Source organism: Erwinia sp. INIA01, assembly GCF_025947915.1.
Classification (GTDB): domain Bacteria; phylum Pseudomonadota; class Gammaproteobacteria; order Enterobacterales; family Enterobacteriaceae; genus Erwinia; species Erwinia coffeiphila.
In genome coordinates this window covers 18183-38012 of record NZ_JAPDNC010000022.1, presented here as the reverse complement: position 1 = coordinate 38012, position 19830 = coordinate 18183, and the positions used below count along the sequence as shown (strand labels likewise).

The 19830-nt window shown below is 57.5% G+C and carries 14 protein-coding genes; 7 read left to right on the top strand and 7 right to left on the bottom strand.

What is annotated here, in order from left to right:
* Positions 1 to 27: 27 nt before the first annotated feature.
* The 3 genes from OMR58_RS25085 to OMR58_RS25075 all read right to left on the bottom strand — a co-directional run bounded on the left by OMR58_RS25085 (position 28) and on the right by OMR58_RS25075 (position 4562).
* Positions 28 to 1053, bottom strand: a complete 1026-nt coding sequence (locus OMR58_RS25085; protein ID WP_105591565.1) for an LLM class flavin-dependent oxidoreductase — start codon at positions 1051 to 1053, stop codon at positions 28 to 30.
* Between the two features lie 214 nt (positions 1054 to 1267).
* On the bottom strand, positions 1268 to 2080 hold the full coding sequence (locus OMR58_RS25080; protein ID WP_264547253.1) for a hypothetical protein: 813 nt from the start codon (positions 2078 to 2080) through the stop codon (positions 1268 to 1270).
* Between the two features lie 103 nt (positions 2081 to 2183).
* Positions 2184 to 4562, bottom strand: a complete 2379-nt coding sequence (locus OMR58_RS25075) for a membrane-bound PQQ-dependent dehydrogenase, glucose/quinate/shikimate family (RefSeq protein WP_264547252.1) — start codon at positions 4560 to 4562, stop codon at positions 2184 to 2186.
* 466 nt (positions 4563 to 5028) lie between these two features.
* Between OMR58_RS25075 and OMR58_RS25070 the strand changes: the two genes are divergently transcribed.
* Positions 5029 to 5262 carry a hypothetical protein gene (locus OMR58_RS25070; RefSeq protein WP_234471722.1) on the top strand — a complete coding sequence of 78 codons (234 nt, stop codon included), beginning with the start codon at positions 5029 to 5031 and terminating at the stop codon, positions 5260 to 5262.
* Positions 5259 to 5858 carry a hypothetical protein gene (locus tag OMR58_RS25065; RefSeq protein ID WP_264547251.1) on the top strand — a complete coding sequence of 200 codons (600 nt, stop codon included), beginning with the start codon at positions 5259 to 5261 and terminating at the stop codon, positions 5856 to 5858. Before OMR58_RS25070 ends, OMR58_RS25065 begins: the two co-directional genes overlap by 4 nt.
* 33 nt (positions 5859 to 5891) lie before the next feature.
* On the opposite strand, the gene OMR58_RS25060 is transcribed toward OMR58_RS25065, so the two are convergent.
* Both OMR58_RS25060 and OMR58_RS25055 read right to left on the bottom strand, forming a co-directional pair.
* Entirely contained in the window at positions 5892 to 7208 is a 1317-nt protein-coding gene (locus OMR58_RS25060; protein ID WP_264547250.1) for an NtaA/DmoA family FMN-dependent monooxygenase, read from the bottom strand.
* A 111-nt stretch (positions 7209 to 7319) separates the two neighbouring features.
* Positions 7320 to 8216, bottom strand: a complete 897-nt coding sequence (locus tag OMR58_RS25055; RefSeq protein WP_264547249.1) for a helix-turn-helix domain-containing protein — start codon at positions 8214 to 8216, stop codon at positions 7320 to 7322.
* A 279-nt stretch (positions 8217 to 8495) separates the two neighbouring features.
* Between OMR58_RS25055 and OMR58_RS25050 the strand changes: the two genes are divergently transcribed.
* From OMR58_RS25050 to OMR58_RS25030, 5 genes are all read left to right on the top strand, one after another.
* Entirely contained in the window at positions 8496 to 10643 is a 2148-nt protein-coding gene (locus tag OMR58_RS25050; RefSeq protein WP_264547248.1) for a TonB-dependent siderophore receptor, read from the top strand.
* A gap of 9 nt (positions 10644 to 10652) precedes the next feature.
* Positions 10653 to 11795, top strand: a complete 1143-nt coding sequence (locus OMR58_RS25045; RefSeq protein ID WP_264547247.1) for an ABC transporter substrate-binding protein — start codon at positions 10653 to 10655, stop codon at positions 11793 to 11795.
* Positions 11796 to 11798: 3 nt separating this feature from the next.
* Positions 11799 to 13514: an ABC transporter ATP-binding protein gene (locus OMR58_RS25040; protein WP_264547246.1), complete on the top strand. Its 1716-nt coding sequence runs from the start codon at positions 11799 to 11801 to the stop codon at positions 13512 to 13514.
* The gene (locus OMR58_RS25035) at positions 13511 to 15241 is read left to right on the top strand and encodes an ABC transporter ATP-binding protein (protein ID WP_264547245.1); all 1731 of its coding nucleotides are present in this window, start codon (positions 13511 to 13513) and stop codon (positions 15239 to 15241) included. Before OMR58_RS25040 ends, OMR58_RS25035 begins: the two co-directional genes overlap by 4 nt.
* Positions 15242 to 15315: 74 nt before the next feature.
* Positions 15316 to 16509, top strand: a complete 1194-nt coding sequence (locus OMR58_RS25030; protein ID WP_264547244.1) for an MFS transporter — start codon at positions 15316 to 15318, stop codon at positions 16507 to 16509.
* 9 nt (positions 16510 to 16518) lie between these two features.
* On the opposite strand, the gene OMR58_RS25025 is transcribed toward OMR58_RS25030, so the two are convergent.
* Positions 16519 to 17427: an alpha/beta hydrolase gene (locus tag OMR58_RS25025; RefSeq protein ID WP_264547243.1), complete on the bottom strand. Its 909-nt coding sequence runs from the start codon at positions 17425 to 17427 to the stop codon at positions 16519 to 16521.
* Positions 17428 to 17485: 58 nt separating this feature from the next.
* Positions 17486 to 19774: a TonB-dependent siderophore receptor gene (locus OMR58_RS25020; protein ID WP_264547242.1), complete on the bottom strand. Its 2289-nt coding sequence runs from the start codon at positions 19772 to 19774 to the stop codon at positions 17486 to 17488.
* Positions 19775 to 19830 lie beyond the last annotated feature (56 nt).

The following is a 19830-nucleotide window of genomic DNA, read 5'->3' as shown; positions in this document are numbered from 1 at the left end:
CGGGCTAATGCAAACCCGGCAATGTTTTTATTCTCTCCAGCCCAGACCCGGCGCAACGTGCTTCAGAATCGACTCAATCACGTGCACGTTATAGTTCACGCCCAGCTGGTTTGGCACGGTCAGCAGCAGCGTGTCGGCTTCGGCAATCGCCTCATCCTTCTCAAGCAGCTTGATCAGTTTGTCCGGCTCGGCGGCATAGCTGCGGCCAAAGATCGCCCGGGTTTTCTCATCCAGATAGCCGACTTTGTCGCCCTCTGCACCGCTGTTACCGAAGTAGGCGCGGTCCATATCGTTAATAAGCGCAAAGATGCTGCGGCTGACCGACACGCGCGGTTCGCGGGTGTGCCCTGCTTCCTTCCACGCTTCACGGTAGGCGCGGATCTGTTTCGCCTGCTGAATATGGAACGGTTCGCCGGTTTCATCATCCTTCAGCGTTGAGCTTTGCAGGTTCATCCCCAGCTTTGCCGCCCAGACGGCGGTGGCGTTAGAGCCTGCGCCCCACCAGATGCGCTCGCGCAGCCCTTCAGAGTAAGGTTCCAGGCGCAGCAGTCCCGGTGGGTTCGGGAACATTGGCTGTGGGTTTGGCTTACCGAAGCCTTCACCGCGCAGCACGTCCAGCAGCTCTTCGGTATGGCGGCGCGCCATATCCGCTTCGGTTTCACCTTCGCCAGGCTGGAAGCCAAAATAGCGCCAGCCGTCAACGACCTGCTCAGGGGAGCCACGGCTGATGCCCAGCTGCAGGCGTCCACCGGAGATTAAATCAGCCGCACCGGCATCTTCAGCCATATACAGCGGGTTCTCATAGCGCATATCGATCACGCCAGTACCAATTTCAATTTTTTTGGTTTTGGCACCCACTGCGGCCAGCAGCGGGAACGGCGCGCTCAGCTGACGGGCAAAGTGATGCACGCGGAAGTAAGCGCCGTCGGCACCCAGCTCTTCAGCTGCGACCGCCAGGTCGATGGATTGCAGCAGCGCATCAGCGGCTGAACGGGTTCCGGACTGAGGTGAAGGTGTCCAGTGACCAAATGACAGAAATCCAATCTTTTTCATAATCGTTACCTTCCGCGTGAAATTTAAGATGCTGTATCAGTGTATGCATTGATAATAAATCTCATGCAGCACGCAGCGCAAACCGTCATTTTTCGTCATCAACAACAAAAAATTTCAACAAGTGGAAAATGTCGCCGCCACGACTCCGGTTGATGTCCGGGGAGGAAGGAACTCAGGAACAAAGCGCGGATTGCCGCGAACCCGATAGGCTGTCTTACTTTTCCCACAGCTCACGCAAGCGCGCACCCAGAGCGTTGAAATCCTGTTGATGAGTGTCAGGAAAACCACTGGTTGACGTTTCGATGTTATGCATTAAGGCCGCCTCGCAGGTGGCATCATCGTTACGACAGGCCAACTCGTTCCCGTCTTCGTTATCTTTATAACTTGAAGCGTAAACAATGAACGTCTTCAATAATGGGCGCACTTTGATTTTGGCAATATTTTCAACGGAGATGGTTTTCGCTTTCAGCAACGGATTGCCAATGAGATTAAGAGTAAAGTTATTAAATACCTCTGGCCGGAACATGGATGATGTCAAAAAACACTTGCTCATTGACGGTATCCCCAACGTATAGGTGCCCACCTGACAAATAGCATCAATACTGTCGCCTTTACCTAACTCCAGATAAACAGGATCGTTTTTATTGATCTGCAAATGGATCCCCTCAAGGGCACTCACTCGCGACACACTATCAACGGCAACGATATAGCCATTGCCAAAGGCATTTTCATTGATGGAGCTAATCTCCCCTTTAATACGAATACTGTGATTGGTGTATTTCTTCTTAGCGGCCAGTTCGTTACGTTCGTATGCGGCGCGGATCTCGCTGGGTTTCAGCGGGCCGATAAAGTAGGCGTCGAAAGCGGAGGGTTTATCGTGTTTAAACAGTTCGGCCTCAAAGCGGGCGGCCTGCAACATATAGTTATCGAATGCGTCGTTATTGCGGGGTTTGAGAAAGTCCGATTCATCTGCACTGGCAAAACCCGAGCAGATTAACAGCAAGGGCAACGCTAACTTCTTTAGCATGAGATCATCCCAGAAGGTAATAAGGTCAATAAAACGTGTTGTTTTTAATATTAAAAAAGGCCCGCACATTGCTGCGCGAGCCTGTATATATTGCCTGAAAAAATTATTTCAGACGATAAGCAACAACGCTGTCACCCTGCTGGGTGCCCAGCGAACCGTGACCACCCGCAGCGATAACGACGTACTGTTTGTTATCGCTACCCATATAGGTAGCTGGCGTTGCCTGGCCACCGGCAGGCAGCTCGGTCTGCCACAGCAGTTCACCAGTGTTGATATCGTAGGCGCGGAAGAAGTTATCCGCCGTTGCGCCATGGAACACCACATCACCAGCCGTGATCAGTGGACCACCGTGCGCCACCATGCCCATAGGGAAACCGATTGGGAAACGGCCCGGTAGGAAGGTGGTGTTCAGGTTTTTAGTGGTACCAACACGGCGCAGCCATTCGGTTTTGCCCGTCGTCAGATCCACACCGACCATACGGCCCCACGGTGGAGCAATACACGGAATGCCCAGGTTTGAAGAGAGCTGCTGGATATGAATCGCGTAATCACCCTGGAAGTTTTCGTTCCAGTACGGCGTACCGTCTTTGGTGAACAGGCGCTTGTCGGCCGTTTCTGGCGTACGTTTGATCAGGTTGTACTTATAGGCCAGACGAACCGGTGAAGCAATCAGGATCTGGCGCTCAGGATCGACCGCCACAGAACCCCAGTTGAACACGCCAATATTGCCCGGGAAGACGATTGAACCGCGTTCGGTCGCTGGCGTCCACGGATTACCGTCATAGCGCAGCGATTTGAAATCAATACGGCAGGCCATCTGATCGAACGGCGTCAGGCCCCACATCGCTTTTTCAGTCAGCGGGTCCGGAATGAAGTTCAGTTTTGACACTGGCTGAGTGGCAGAGAACTTCTCGCCTGGCACACCGCCTTCCGTAGACACATCCACCTGATTAATCGGATACACCGGCTGGCCGGTCAGGCGATTAAGAACAAACAGGTTGCCGGTTTTCGTCGGCAGGATCACGACAGGCTGTTTCTGGCCCTGATAGTCGATATCCAACAGCGAAGGCTGAGACGGGTTATCGCGGTCCCAGAGATCGTGTTTAGAGGACTGGAAGCGCCATTTGAACGCACCGGTTTTCAGATCCAGCGCCACCAGGGTATCGCGGAACTTCTCGGTGTTACTGTCGGCATTACGCTCAATACCCAGCTCATCCGGGGATGCGTTACCAAACGGCACGTAGACCAGACCGTTTTTCAGGTCAGCGCTCAGCGTGCCCCAGGCAACCGGCGTATCCTGCGGATAGGTTGCGTCAGCAGCGATCGGCTGGGTCAGCTCCGGGTTAGCCGGGTCAAAGTTCCACACCAGACGGCCAGTAATCACATCATAGGCGCGGATCACGCCTGACGGGTTGCCGCTGTTGTAGCCGTTGTCCATGACGGAACCGCCAACAATCACCAGATTACCCGCTACCAGCGGTGCAGCCGTCTGCATCAGCGCGTGTGGACGGATGGTGCCCATGTTAGCACGCAGATCCACCACGCCGCCGTTGCCGAAGTCAGCACACAGCTTGCCGGTATCCGCATCCAGCGCCACCAGACGTGCGTCCGTGGTCGCATTGAAGATGCGTTTACGGCAGATTGCCGGGCTGGCTGCGGTGGTATCGGCCGGGGACACAGAACCATCGTAGTAGCTCACGCCGCGACAGGTCTGGTGCTGCTGCAGATAAGACGGATCTTTCGCCGGCTGATATTTCCACTTCAGCTCGCCCGTTTCCGGGTTAAGCGCATGGACTTCGTTATGCGGCGTACAAAGATACAGTGCGCCGTTCACCTTCAGCGGCGTCGCCTCGAAGGTGTATTCGCTGGCGTCCTGGGACGGATCGCGCAGGTCACCGGTGTGATAGGTCCAGGCCACGTCCAGTTTATTAACGTTATCTTTGGTGATCTGGTTTAACTGGGAAAAACGCAGGCCGTCGGTCGTACCGCCGTAGGCTGACCAGTCATTTTTTGCCAGCTCGGTCTGCACAGGTTTGCGCTCGTTGGTGATATCACCCGCTTTCGGCAGCGGATCGTAGAACATCATGCCGACGACCAGGGCCACGATCAGAATCAGGGTGGTCCCCAGGAAAGGATGGAAACCGCGGGCGCGGCTGCCCTGCTGTGCTTTATACAGCGGGCGGACAACCCACGGCATCGCCAGCCACAGACCTATCAGGCCAATGATGTCGCCGCGTGGAATCCACTGCCACTTATCAAAGCCCACTTCATAAATCATCCATGCAAGGACAATCCACATCAGTACGGCATAGATAGACAGCGCGATTTTTTTGTTCAAAAACAGTGTTACTGCGGTCAGCAACAGTCCCAGCGCCATAATGACGTAGAACGGCGTTCCCCCGACCATCAGCAACTGACTTCCCATGTACAGCATGGCGATCCCGACGATCGCGATGACTATACTGGTTAGCTTATTAACCATGATAATCCCTCAATGTGTTGCGAAAGTACTCAATAAAATTTACGTAGACTTACAGTAAACGCACATTAATTTAACTAAAAAAATAAGATAAAAAAACAATTTAATTTTAGTAATACCCGTAAACAATTCCGCAACGGAATTATTTTTATCGAAAGAGCAGTTTTAAATATCACCCAGCAGTTTATTTTTGGAATTTAAATCCAAAAACTTCGCCATACGTTGCAGGCTTTACCTGGGTTTTGCGAACGGCCTCGATTGTTAACAATTTATGTCAAAACCCGGGCCAAAAATCCCTGACACTCCCGTTATCCTCGCCGTGAGCAATATTTATCCACAACACTTGCAAGTACGAAAAACATCGTACACAATAAGAGCCGCAAAAATGAGATTCAGGGACGTCAAACGCAGGGCAATACACTGCCTCACCGAGGGAGCATACGATCACCAAACCCGGGGCAATATTGATGTGAAAAACCTGTTTGCAACCGGGCAAGTCAGTGAAGCATGGGTCATTGACCTTATCGGCGGTACATCCGGTGAACATTACCAGTGCTCGCCGCATCATCAGGACAGCAGTATTGATGTCCACATTTTTAAACCCTGGCGGCTGGGTCAACGCTGGTATGTGAAATTCTTTTTTTTAGAACCGGACATCATTTTTATTAGCGTACATATCTGCACAGCAGGAGAACGATCATGAAGATTGTGAAAGAAGGCGATACACGAAACGTCCTGTGCCATAACTGCGGTAAATCAACGGCAACCTATCTGCTGCGTGATGTTGATTTCAGCGATCGCAGCGGCGCGGTTAAAAATATTCTGGCGGCCGTCTGTAACGGTTGTCAGCAGGTCGTTTCTATCCCGGCACAGTGCACGCCGCAGATCAAACAGGCGTTTGATCAAAACCGGCAGCCGCTGGAAGTCAGAGTTCCGGCGCACTTTCTGGATATTCTTAACGTCGCGACACAGAAGATCGACGAATCCCTTGGCGAGGAGTTTAGCAAGATGCTGATCCTCTATTACCTGCATGCGCTGATCAGCGGACGCTATACAAAGGATGAACTGAAATCGCTGTTAAACAGCGAACTGGCACAGGCGAAAGCATCAAAACGTCTGTCGATGAAGATCAGCCCCCGGCAAATGGCAGAGCTGACGGCCCTGATGCAGCAGCAAAACCTCAGCAAAATATCGGATGTGGTGAAAGCGGTGATCCTGAAAATCAATCAGGATCTGGTACAGGAGAAAAACCTCAGCGGCCTTGCTGAGCTGCGCAACGTGGCCGCGGCATTTTGCTGACAGGCTGCTCTACGGCCCTGTGTCTTAACCCTTTTACAGACGCGGTGCCCTGCCCGTCCACGCTGCCAGCGGCGGTAGCTCCAGACTGCTGCGGAAATCCGCGCCGCGATAGTCCTCATCCAGCAGCTGCCTTTTGCGCAACTCAGGCAGCAAGCCATTAAGCAGCAGATCCTGCTGCTCCGGCTGCCCCAGCCCGTGCAGTGAGATCACGTCGAGCACGCCGACGCGGTAGCGCTCCTCAATGGCATCGGCCAGCGATTCAGGCGTCCCGGCCACAAACCAGTGCCCGGTTTCCTCTGCGGCAATAATCAGCTGGCGCAGGGTATGCCCTTCGCGGGCAAAACGAGTGAAAATCTCGGCCCGTCCACGACGCCGGTTAACCCTGGCCAGCTCCGGCAGCCGGTGTGAAGGAATCGTGCCATCCAGCGGTAAATCGTGCAGATCAACGCTGCCGCCGAGCATATCCGCCAGCCGCAGGCGGCCGCGCTGATAATCGATGCGCTGGTGCTTCTCTTCCAGCCTGCGTGCCACATCCGCCGGGCTTTCACCGATGATCGAATGGAACGAATTCATGATTAACGGGGCAGAAGGCCGTTCGAATTGCTGCGCACGCTGACGTACATCGCTGACAAAAGCCTGTGCGGCACTCAGCGTAGGCTGCGAAGTGTAAATGACCTCAGCATAGCGCGCACCCAGTGTGATCCCGGCCTCCGACTGTCCGGCCTGGAACTGTACCGGTCGGCCCTGCGGCGGCGGCGGCACGTTTAGTGGCCCGGCCACCTGGAAGAAATCACCGCGATAGTTCGCCGGATGCAGCCTGGTGTGATCAACTTTCGCACCGCCGCTGGACAGTCTGCTAACGGCAGCCGGATCATTAGCGTCAAAAAGCGCGTTGATCACTTCAATAAATTCGGTGGCGCGCGCGTAGCGGCTTTCCGGCGAGGGCAGTTCACCGCCGCCAAAATTTTCCTCGCCGACAGATGAGGTGACGGCGTTCCAGCCTGCACGACCGCCACTGATATGATCCAGCGTGCCAATTAATCGGGCAAGATTGTAAGGGTGCTGAAAGGTGGTGGTCACGGTGGCAATCAGGCCAATCTGTCGCGTCACCTGGCTTAGCGCCGCCAGGACGACTATCGGGTCCTGGCTACCGGTGATCCCCGCCAGCCCGGCAGGATCGCTTTGAAGCAGATCGGCGGTAAACAGTCCGGTGATTTTTTCGCGTTCGGCAATTTTTGCCAGCGCCACGGCGCGATCGATGCCGTAAGTCACCGGTGAATCGGCAGCGGCATAAATCGCACTGCTCGCGCCCACCAGCGTTTTTAACCGTCTTTTCTCTCCACCAGCCACCGTCTTCCCCTTATTTATCACCCTGTTCAGAGGGTTAAAACATAGCGGGATGGTATTTTAGCGCCACCAAGAAAAATGAATGTCGATGGGCGAAATTCAGCTAAAGGTACGTTATCCGCGCAGGGATTTTGGCGAAACACCAAATTTTTTGCGAAAGGCGACAGAAAAATGCGCCGGGGTGTAGCCCACGCTGTAAGCCGCCGTGGATACGCTGACTTCCCCTTCGGTCAGCATCCGCCACGCGGTATCCAGCCGCAGATTTTGCAGATACTCAAACACGCTTTCACCGAACTGACGGCGGAATCCGACGGTCAGCTTACGGGTGTTAAACCCTACGCTCAGCGCCAGTTCAGCCAGCGACGGCGGGTTAAGCATGCGTTCCGCCAGCAGCTTTCTCGCCAGATGCAGCTTGTCGATATCGCTGTTCGACAGGCGCAGCGAACCTACTTCCTGTACCGGCCGTGAGATCAAAGAATCCAGCGCGTGGGCCATAATTTCCAGCGCCTTACCGGAAAGGAACAGCGCTCTGGACAGTCCCTGCATCGGGCAGGTCGCCACCTGGGCATGCAGCGATTTGATGGTGGCGGACGCCTCCAGCACCAGCAGGCGCGGCCCGCTGAAGCGCCGGGACTGAAAAGATGCCTCCAGCTGCTGTTGAAATTCACTGTCGATATGGTTGGCGACGGCGGCTGGCGTCAGGGCGATGGTGGTGTAATCCAGCTGTCGGCCAGGCTCGAAGCGCTGGCGGCTCTCCCCTTCCTGCTGATTCCACACCGCGCAAACGCAGGGACCGGTGATGTGCTGCCTGCCGGAACCGGGCAGATCGCAAAGCAACTCTCCTCGATCGACGACGATGAGCTTCAGGCCCGGTACTAGCTGTTCCTGTAACCATTCGTCTTTCTCAGGCCGCAGCGAACCGCTGCTCATGGCAATGGTGCCGTCAAACATGGCGTGGCTTGCAGGTAGAGGAAGCGCGCTTTCAGGCACGCTGTCGCTGAACTTGTTCATGGCACTGTCCGTTAATTTAGGCGGGTTTTCACCGGGCGTGGCAATCACCTAATGAAATCGATTCTCATTCTCACATTACCAGCCTCACCGCGTGCCGTCCACCTCAAGACGAAAGTCTTTTTTTGGTAACCTTATAATTAACATGCCTTTATTGACCGTAACCGCGTTCAAAAATCGAAAGAAATAGTCGCGCCAGCGAAAGCCTCCGGCGTTGCCGAAAATCCCCCTCTGGCGAGAATAGTCAGCGCTTATTTCACAGTAAAAGCCGGGGAGGCTCTGGTGTCTGACTATAACAAACATAAATTTTCAACGATCGCCGCCTGCGTGGCCCTTGCCACGCTCGGTTTGTCAGCGACACTCCGGGCGCAGCAGCCCGCCGATGAACAAACGCTGACGGTGACCGCCGACGACAGCGCAAAGCCGAACGAAGGCTATGTGGCAAAACAGAGCCGAACCGGCAGCCGTACCAACAGCTCGGTGGTCGCCACACCGCAGTCGCTGAGCGTGATCGGTCGCGATGAGCTGACCGACCGTAATGTGCAAACCACCACCGAAGCGCTGCGCTACACACCCGGCGTTTTTACTTCTACATCGGCAATCAACTCTCGTTTTGACTACTTCAGCATTCGCGGCTTTGATGCCACGCTGAACGGCGCGCTGCTGGACGGCCTGCGATCCACTTCAGCACAGTCCTACGTTCGCTATCAGCCCTACGGTATGGAAAGCATCGACGTGCTGCGCGGCCCGGCCGGGTTCATGTACGGCAGCGGTTCACCCGGTGGCGTGGTTAACGCCGTCAGTAAACGCCCCACCGAAGATTCTCGCCACGAAGTGGGCGTTCAGGTGGGCAATCACGGCCGCTATCAGGGGCAGTTTGATGTGTCTGGTCCGGTGACCGATGATAAATCCGTGCTCTATCGCGTCGTTGGCGTCGGCCGCGACAGCAATACCCAGTTCAACAACGTGCCGGACGACACGATGTATCTGGCACCATCGCTGACCTGGAAACCAAATACCGATACCTCGCTGACGCTGCTCTCTTCATTCAGCCGCGACACCTTTGGCCCGCCGCGCAGCTACACGCCGATTTACGGTACGCTGCTGAGCAACCCGAACGGAAAAATCCCGCGCAACCAGTACCTCGACGGCAGTAATCTCGACAACCACATTACCCAGTTCAACGTCGGCTATGAGCTGGATCACCGCTTCGATAATATCTGGTCGGCGCATTCCGCCGCGCGCTACAGCTATACCGATCTGCTGACACAGACGTATTCCGGCGCGGGGCTGGATACGGATATGCGCACGCTGAAACGCAGTGCCTACCAGTTCGGCATTATCGGCAAGATTCTGGCGACGGATAACAACCTTAAGGCCGAATGGGATGCGGGCCCGGTGCGCGGCACCTCGGTGGTGGGCGTGTCCTATCGCCGCACCGGCGAGGATTACTACCTGAACTACGGTGCTGCGCCGTCAGTTGATATCTACAACCCGACCTACGGTGGGCGCTTCACCACGCCAGCGACCACGTTCACCAGCACCTATCAGACCGCCGATGAAACCGGGGTGTATCTCAGTAATACGCTGGCACTGGCCGAAAGACTGATGCTCGACCTCTCCGCCCGCGAGGACTGGGCGTCGGTCCACACCGCTAACCGGGTGAGCAACACCAGCACCGATCAGGACGATCACCACTTCACCTGGCGCGCGGGACTAACGTGGCTGACCGATATCGGCGTGGCCCCGTACGTCAGCTACACCACCTCGTTCGCGCCGGTACTGGGCACCAATAAGCTGACCGGAGCCACCTTCAAGCCGACCACCGGTAAACAAATTGAAACCGGGGTGAAGTATCAGCCGGAAAGCTTCGACGGCCTGTTTACTCTGGCGTGGTTCGATCTCAAACAGGACAACGTCACCATCACCAACCCGCTTAACGCACTGGATACATTGCAGTCTGAACAGATCACCTCTAAAGGCATTGAGGCGTCTGCCAGTGCCAATATCACCCCGGCGTTTAAAGTGATTGCCAGCTATACGTGGAACGATCTGGAAAACAGCAAATCTGCCAACGAGAGTTTAGTGGGTAAAACCCCGACCGGACTGCCGGAACAGATGGCATCGCTGTGGGGCGACTACAGCATCCAGCAGGGGCCGCTGGCCAGCCTCGGCATCGGTGCGGGCGTGCGCTACGTAGGCAAAACCTGGGCCGATTCCGCTAATACAATCCGCGTGCCGTCCTACACCGTGGTGGATGCCGCCGTGCATTACGATCTCGGCCAGCTGAACAGCTCGCTGAAAGGGGTCAGCGCCGCAGTCAACGTCAACAACCTGTTCGACAAAGACTATTACTCAACCTGCTCTTCCACCTCGTGCAATCAGGGTACCGATCGCACCGTCGTGGGCAGCGTCAGCTACCGCTGGTAAGGATATAACATGATGATGTTACTTCGGGCAGGCTCCCCTGCCCGCGGTACGTTCAACGTACTGCTAATGGTATTTCTGCTTGCAGCCTGCGCGCTGTTCACCACCGCCCGCGCCGCTGAAAACAGCAGCGTGACGGTGACCGACATGCTTAACCGCACCGTAACCCTGCCTGCGCCTGCGAAGCGCATCGTGCTGGCCGAAAGCCGCCACATCATGACACTGGCGCTGCTGGATAACGATCCGCTGTCCAGCGTGGTCGCCTGGGGCACCGATCTGCAACGCTATTCGCCCGCCACCTGGCAGGCGCTGAAGCAGCGCTTCCCGCAGGCGGCATCGATCCCTGAGATTGGCGATCTGAACAGCGGAACGTTCTCAATGGAGGCGGCCATTGCAGCAAAACCCGACCTGGTGGTGTTTACGCTTTATGGCCCGATCCCGGACGGTCTGAGCAAGCTGGATGCGGCCTATGTGCCTTATATTTTTGTCGACTTCTTCCGTCATCCGCTGACCAAAACCGTTCCCAGCATGCGCATGCTCGGCAGGCTGACCGGCCACGAAAAGCAGGCCGAGGCCTTTATCGCCTTTTACCAACAGCATATGGACGAAATAGCGAAGCGGGTGGCGAAAGAGACCACGCGGCCAACGGTGTTCTTCCACCTTAACCCTGGCGGTGAAGAGTGCTGCTTTACCTCCGGTAAGGGCAATATGAGCGACTTTATTGCCGTGGCGGGCGGTGAAAACCTCGGTGTGAAAACGCTGAATCAGGCGATTGGCAAACTGAATCTGGAATACGTGCTGGCGCAGAAGCCGGACTTCTATCTGGCCGGCGGCGGTTCCAGCGTCAGCCGTCAGGGGCTGAACGTCGGGCCTGGCGTCTCAGCAGCAGAAAGTGCCCGCTCGCTGAAGGTGATTGTCTCGAATCCGTCGCTCGCCAGCCTGTCGGCGATCCACAACCGCCAGGGCGCGGGGATCTGGCTGTTCTTCTTCGATAATCCGCTGTTCTTTATCGGCGTGGAGGAGATGGCGAAAATGCTACACCCGGCGGCCTTTGCCGATATCGACCCGGCAAAAACCTTCGACGAACTGAACCAGCGCTTCCTTGCCTTCCCGCTACAGGGTTCATTCTGGACCACGCTGAACGGCCAGGAGTAAAAAATGCAAAAGCCAGTTGCCGGTCTGACTGGCCCTTTACTGCCTCATCTGCTGCTCAATGGGATGATTCATCTGCTGATAATTGCCTGCTACGGCGCGCAGGCGTGGCTGACCGCCGATGCGCTTTACATGCTGATGCAACAGGGGCTGGCCGCCGACATTGCTCCACCGCTGGTGATGCTGGCGGTGACGATCCTGCTGCGTGCACTGCTGCTGTGGCTGAGTGAGTATACCGCTCAGCGTATTGCGCTGGCCTGTAAGGTTCATCTGCGGGAGAGGCTGTTGAATCAGCTGGTGCGCTTTGGTCCCGGCCTCACGCTGCTGCATCCCGGTAGCGATATTCAGGGTACGGTTAACGGCGGCGTAGAAGCGATGGAAAGCTATTACAGTCGCTACCTCCCCGCCCTGTTCAGCGCGCTGTCTGGCTGTAGCCTGATTGTGCTGACGCTGGCCGTTGTCGACTGGCGGTCGGCCCTGCTGCTGGGATTTTTCACCCTGGCCTTTCCGCTGCTCGACGAGCTGTGGATGCGCTGGCAGATGCCGAAAGCCAGTGGCGTATTTACTGCGATGGGCGCTTTTGCCGCCACGCTGCTGGATGCGCTACAGGGTCTGCTAACGCTGAAGGCGTTCGGTGCGGTAACGCCGTGGCGCGCCCGGCTCGCCGGACAGGCATTGGATTTGCGCAAGGCGTCGATGGCCACGCTGAAGGTGATTCTGATGCGCGGCGGCATCACCCGACTGGTCAGCCTGAGCGGCATGGCGCTGGTGCTGGTTTTCAATGCCTGGCGCGTGGTGGAAAACGATTTATCACCGTTTGTCCTGCTGCTGACGCTGTTCCTCGCCCGGGAAGCGTTTCGCCCGCTTATCCGGCTGGAAAACGCCTTTCACACCGCCTGGGCGGCGGGCGGTGCCGTCGGCCCGATCAACGATCTGCTGACGTTGACCGCGCCGGTCGATGAGCCGCCGGTGCCAAAGGCAAAGCCGCAGCGCCATGATATTCGCATCGAACACCTCAGCTTTCGCTATCCGCAGGGCAACCTGGCGCTGTCGGATGTATCGCTGACGGTCGCCGAGGGGCAGTTCGTGGCTCTCGTTGGCCCCTCGGGTGCCGGTAAATCCACCTTCGTCACCCTGCTGCTGCGCTGCTTTGATGCCAATGCCGGTGCGATCCTCGTCGGCGGCGTTGATATCCGCCAGCTGTCGCTGCACAGCCTGCGGGAAATGATCGGCGTCGTTTCGCAGGAGGTGTTTCTGTTCCACGGCACGCTGGCTGAAAATCTGCGCATGGCCAAGCCGGACGCCTGCGTTGATGAACTGATGGCTGCCGCCGAGGCCGCGCAGCTGGGCGAGTTTATTGCCGGACTGCCGCTGGGTATGGATACGCCGGTTGGTGAGCGCGGCGCGAACCTCTCCGGCGGGCAGCGACAGCGGGTGGCTATCGCCAGGGCATTGCTGAAAGATGCCCCTATTTTAATCCTTGATGAAGCCACCTCCAGCCTGGATGCCGCCAGCGAACGTGCGCTGCGCGATGCCCTGGCCCGGCTGCGCAAACACCGTACAACGATCGCCATCGCCCACCGGCTGGAAACCATTCAGGACGCCGACCGCATTCTGGTATTCGACCAGGGTAAGCTGGTGGAACAGGGCAACCATCATCAGTTGAATACTGCCGGTGGTCGCTACGCGCAGCTGATGGCCGCCCAGGGAGAAGCACCATGAAACAGCGCGGGCACGGCGGCATCGCCGGACTGCTGAGCATGATGCGCGGCCGGTATTGGCTGCTGGCCATGGCGGTCATCTCCGGCGTGCTGGCTCAGGGCGGCACGCTGGCCTGCATGGCAATAAGCGGCTGGATTGTCGGTATCGCCGTAAGCGGCGATACGGTCTTACTGCCCCGGGCATGCGGCTGGCTGGGAGTGCTGGTGCTGTTCACCGCCGCCGTCCGCTGGTGGCAGGCGTGGGTTTCCCACGATCTGGCCTTTGCGCTGATCGAGAAGCTACAAATGGCGATTTTCGACGGGCTCGAACGTTCCGCACCGGATAGCGCCAGCGGCCAGCGGCTGGGCGATCTGGCGACCGTTGCCACCGCCGATGCCGAACTGATGGAGCGTTTTTACGCCCATACGCTGGCGGATTACGTCGGCGCGATTGTGGTGCCGCTGGCCGCACTGATCGCGCTGTGGCAGCTCGACCCGCTGCTGGCTGGCGTAATGCTGCCGTTTTTACTGCTGGTCGCGACCGTGCCGCTCTGGCTGGCGCACCGTGCTGCCTTACAGGGCCAGCAGATGATGCACGAACAGGGGCAGCTGAATGCCGACACCGCTGAGTTTATCCACGCTCAGCGCGAGCTGGCGGCGTTTGGTCAGTCAGCCGCCTTTATGCAGCGGCTGCTTAAACGCTCCCGCCAAGTGGGCAGTATGCAGCAGCGCTACGGCTCCCGCAGCGGGCTGGAATTCGCGGCGGTAGATGCGTTGAGCGCGGGGGCGGTGCTGGCACTGATTGCCGCCGCCAGCACGCTACTGCACGCGGGCAGCCTCTCACCGCTGTGGCTGCCGCTGGTACTGGTACTCGGTGTGGGTGCGCTGCTGCCGATTGTTGATGTGACGCAGACCGCCAGCCAGCTCGGTGAACTGCGGGCCGGTGCCGCCCGGATTATGCGTATTGTCGATTATCCCGCGCGGGTGAAAGACAGCGGTAGCGCACCGCCACCGAATCGCCACGATCTGGCCTTCAGTGCAGTGTGGTTTGGCTATGCCGCACAGCGCCCGGTTCTACAGGGGCTGTCGGCGTCGATTCAACCCGGTGAAATCGTGGCGCTGGCGGGCCGTTCCGGCGCGGGAAAAAGTACACTGGTTCATCTGCTGCTGCGCTTTTATGACGTGGATGACGGCGGAGCAATAACTCTTGGCGGCACCGATATCCGTTCAATGTCGCTGACCGCTTTGCGCCAGCTAATCAGCTGGGTACCGCAGGAGGTGTATCTGTTTAACGGCACCGTTGCCGATAATATCCGCCTGGGCCGCCCCGATGCCAGCACGCAGCAGATCGAAGAGGCCGCGAAACTGGCACAGGCACACGGCTTTATCAGCGCACTGGCGGATGGCTATGACAGCGACTGCGGCGAACGCGGCAGTCGTTTTTCCGGCGGCCAGCGGCAGCGTATCGCCATTGCCCGAGCCCTGCTGACCGGCGCACCCTTTCTGATCCTTGATGAAGCTTCCGCCAGCCTGGATAACGAGAACGAACAGGCCTTTCACCGGGCGCTAAGCCAGCTGCGGGAGAAACGGACTGTTTTGCTGATCGCCCATCGTCCGGCCACCCTGCGCCAGGCCGATCGGATATTGCTGCTCGAAAACGGGGTCATTGCCGAGAACGGCACGCATGATGCGCTGCTGGCATCAGGAGGGAAATACGCTGCGCTGATAAAAAAGGTTGCCGCTGACTGACCCTCGCAGGCATCATGCTGCCCTCAGTCGCGGAGCCACCCGTACTCCGTTTGTCGTATTGCCGAAGACTCACCATGACCAATCGCTTTTTCCCGACCGCCGTCGGGCTGTATCTGAATTATCTGGTTCACGGTATGGGCGTGTTGCTGATCACCCTGAACATGCCGCACCTTGAGCAGCAGTGGCATACCGATGCCGCGGGCGTTTCGGTGGTGATTGCCTCACTGGGCTTTGGCCGCCTGATGGTGCTGTTTGTTTCCGGTATGCTTTCCGATAAATTTGGCCGCCGGCCGTTTATCCTGCTCGGTATCCTGTGCTACGTCGGCTTTTTCTTCGGCATTGTTTCGGCACAAAGCGTGGTTACCGCCTTTGCCTGCGGACTGCTGGCCGGGGTAGCCAACAGTTTCCTGGATGCCGGTACCTACCCGGCGCTGATGGAAGCGTTTCCTCATTCTCCCGGTACGGCCACCATTCTGATTAAAGCCTTTGTCTCTGCGGGCCAGTTTCTGCTGCCGTTTATCATCTGGGGGCTGATGCTGAGCCACAGCTGGTTCGGCTGGTCGTTTATGGTTGCCGCCGCCATTATGCTGGTTAACGGGATTTTCCTGCTGCGGCGGCCGTTCCCCGCTCACCGACCGCCACAGGCAGCCACCCCCGGCGGAAAAAGCCTGATACTGGAAGACAGGCGCGCATTGGCCGACATCATCTGCTTTACGCTGTTTGGCTATATTTCCATGGCCACCTTCTACCTCGTCAGCCAGTGGCTGGCGCAGTTTGCGGAATTTGTCATTTTAATGCCGTATTCGGCCTCTATTCAGCTGCTCAGCGTCTATACCGTGGGGTCGCTGAGCGGCGTATTTATCACCGCGCTGCTGGTAAACCGGCTGGTCAACTCGCTGCTTCTGCTGCGTCTTTATACCTTTATCTCCCTGCTGGCGCTGCTGGCGATCAGCCTTTATCCCAGTGCGCGGATTATCGCGCTGTTCGCCTTTGTCATCGGCTTTTCGGCGGCGGGCGGCGTGGTGCAGCTGGGACTGACGGTAATGGCAATGAAGTTCCCGCAGGCCAAGGGAAAGGCCACCGGGATTTACTACAGTGCGGGCAGCCTCGCCACGTTTACTGTCCCGCTGATCACCGCCCGCCTGTCGCAGCACAGCATTGCCAGCATTATGTGGTTTGACGTCGGCATGGCGGCCGCCGGATTCGCGCTGACGCTGCTGATCGGCGGGCGACGCCGCTTACTTCTGCACTCGCGAGTTGTCAGCTAAGCCAGGCTCTTACTGTACCTCCGCCATTTGCAGCAGCGCACTGCGCAGGGAGGCGGGGAACATCTCTCCGTGGCGCAGCCCCGGAAACAGCTGCCAGGTCACGCCGACACCGTTATCGCTAAGCTCCGCGACGGCGACGCGTACGGCGGCAAGCGCGTCCGGCCGGTGCTCTTCGCCAGGGCGCGGCAGATCCCCGTCGCCCTCCAGCAGGTGCAGCCTCCTGCCCTTCGCTTCATCTTTGGTGACCGCGCCCAGCCGCTTGAGCAGCACGAAATCATCCTGCGCCACCGACGGGCTGGCGGCGAAGTAATCGTTAAATGATGGCGCGGAGAGAAAGCTGTCGAGCACCAGCAGCCCGCCGTAAGAATGGCCCCACAGCCCTCGCCGCTGCGCGTCAATCGGCAGCCCTTTTTCCACCTGCGGCGCGATGGTCTGCGTCAGCAGCTGGCGAAATGCGGAGCTGCCGCCGCCTTCCCGGCCGCCCCGATTCTGCCGATCGCGCCAGTGCGCCGGGGTGTAGTCATAAGCGCGGGCCAGCTGATCGAACGGCAGATCGGTCTGATATCCGACGGCCACCAGCACCGGCGGCGTTACTGCCGACAGCTGCCGCAGCAGATCGTCGGAAAGTTTGTCCATTGCCGCGTTGCCGTCCAGCAGATACAGCAGCGGATAGCCCGAGGCGGGCGGTGCTTTGTCCGGGATCGCCGTCCACACTTTGTAATGGCGGCGACCGTCGGCGGAGTCAAACTGGCGGACGGTGAAATGGTAATACGCCGATCCCCGGTCGGCGATATTCGGCCCCAGCGGGGTGAGATTCGGTCGGGCAAAGCTGTTACCTGCACCAAGCAGCATAATCGTGAATACTCCCAGCCGCGCAATGACGCGGCATATTTGCCGGTGATCCGGTCGATGACTCATTGTCTGTGTTCCCTGAAAAAGCGCGCGTCGCCCGGATGCAGACGCCGCGCGCGGTGCGTCAGAAGTGCATGCCCAGCTGCATATAGTAAGTCCGGCCCGATTCGTTATAGGTACGTGCCCCGGCGCCATAGGCGTAGGTGCCGTTCGCCCCGGAGGTTAACGCATTACCTTCACGGAAGTGCCGCTTGTCGAACAGATTATCCACCCCGGCGGTGACGTCCACCGCTTTATTCACGCTGTACACCGCGCTCATGCCCAACACCGTATAGGGTGACACCTGCCATTTTTCACTGCCTGAGGTGGCTTCACCCTGCGAGTTATATTGCTGCGGTTTCTGCCTGCCGTACCAGGTCAACGTCCCCTGTAACGACAGGTCGTTAGTCGCCTGCCAGTCCAGCGTCGAATTAATGGTGTATTTCGGAATAATCGACAGGTAATCGCCGGTGGTTTTGTTTTTATTTTCGATGATATAGGTGAAATTGTTATTCATCTTCAGGCTGTCGCTAATCGGGAAGTTCAGCGTTCCCTCCAGCCCCTGCACCAGCGCGTCGGGCACGTTTTCCCATTTATAGACGTTAGAGGTGCCGTTGAAATAATCCGCCGTGTAGCCCGCCTCGATCTTGTTGTGGTAGTCGTTGCGATACCAGGTCAGTCCGGCCTGCACTTCGTCATGGTGATATTCAATGCCGATCTCTTTGTTAACGCTGGTTTCCGCCTTCAGATCGCGGTTCCCCTGCAGATAGCAGCTGGTGGTGCTGGCGTAACAGCCGTTACCGCTGCTGTAGAGCAGATAGTTGGGGTTAGTCTGGTACAGGTTTGGCGCTTTCCAGGCGCGGGCGATCCCCAGCTTGAGGGTAAAGTCATCGCCCAGCTCCTGCGACAGGTTCAGCGACGGGCTGAGGTTGCTGCCGGTGACCGACTGATAGTTATAACGCAGCCCCGGCGTCAGGCGGGTTGAATCGGTCAGATCGATATTGTCTTCGCTGTAGACGCCATAGATATCCGCCGAGCTGTAGCTGCTGCGGTCGGTACTGGACACGCCGTTGACCTCAGAAGTGGTGGTCACAATATTGGAAGTGGGATCTTTCATCGTCTGATGATTCATTTCGGCCCCGAAGGTAACGGTCTGACTGACGCCGAAATCAAACGGAATATTTACCTCGGAGTGCAGGTTGGTATCGTTCAGATTGATGGTGGAAAACCCTTCGCTGGTGGTGCTGAACAGCCCCTCCAGCCCGCCGGACAACCCTTCATTCAGGCGGGTACTGCGTGTTTTCTCAAACTGAACGTAGTTACTGGTGGTAACGCCGTTATCCCAGGCTCCGGTGTATTTCAGCGCCAGCGTCTGGCGATAGATGATATTGGTTTCTTTGCCGTAGTTGGCTTTCACCAGCGTGCTGCTGTTGGTGTTTTGCGTATCCCCGGCGTAAAGGTTGCCCTGACGGCTGAACCCGGCATCCAGCTCCAGCGCCTGCCTCGGCAGAAATTCCCAGCGCAGCACGCCGTTGATGTTTTTATTGATCGCGCCTTCGCGCCCCGCTGGCACCATCCCGGCATATTTGCCGCTGCGTTCCGCCGTATGGCCGTCGTTAATATTCTGCCCGTCGGCCTGGGTTTTGCTCCAGTTACCGTAAATACGCATCGTCAGATTATCCGCCAGCGCGCCGCTCAGATTGGCGTTATAGCGGCGGGTGGCCCCTTCTGATTTATGCTCGGGAACGTTGTAATAGCTGTTAAAACTGCCGTGCCAGTCGTTGCCCGCCGGTTTGGTAATAATATTCACCACCCCGCCCATCGCGCCGTTGCCGTACAGCGCCGCCGCCGGTCCACGGATCACTTCAATACGATCGATCATTTCTGGCGGCACCCAGTTGCTGTCGCCCCGGGTATCGCGCTCCCCGCGCCAGCCGTAGCGCACCGAGTTGCGGCTGCTGACCGGCATGCCGTCGATCAGGATCAGCGTGTTTTCCGGCCCCATGCCGCGAATATCGATCTGACGGTTATTACCGCGCTGGCCGCTGCTGGAGTTTCCGGTAAGGTTGACCCCGGGCATGGTACGTATCAGCTCAGAGACATCGCGCTGGATGGGATGCTTTTTGATCGCCTCGCTGTCGATAATCGACACGCCGGGTGCCTGTAGCGTTTGCTCTCTGGCGGTCACCACCATGGTGTTATCGCCCTGGCTGCTCTTCTCACCAATGGTTAGTTTATCTTCTTTATTGGTCGAGTCTTTCTGATTCCGATCCGGCGTTTTTTCAGCGGTGGGTTGCTCAGCCTGTACCGCAGGCACGGCAATGGCGAGGGCAACAAGCGAGCTTAACAGCGAAAACTTCAGGGATTTTTTCATAGTGACGAGTCTTACAAACGAGCGAGGAAGGAAAAGGGAGGAATCAATTTAATGAG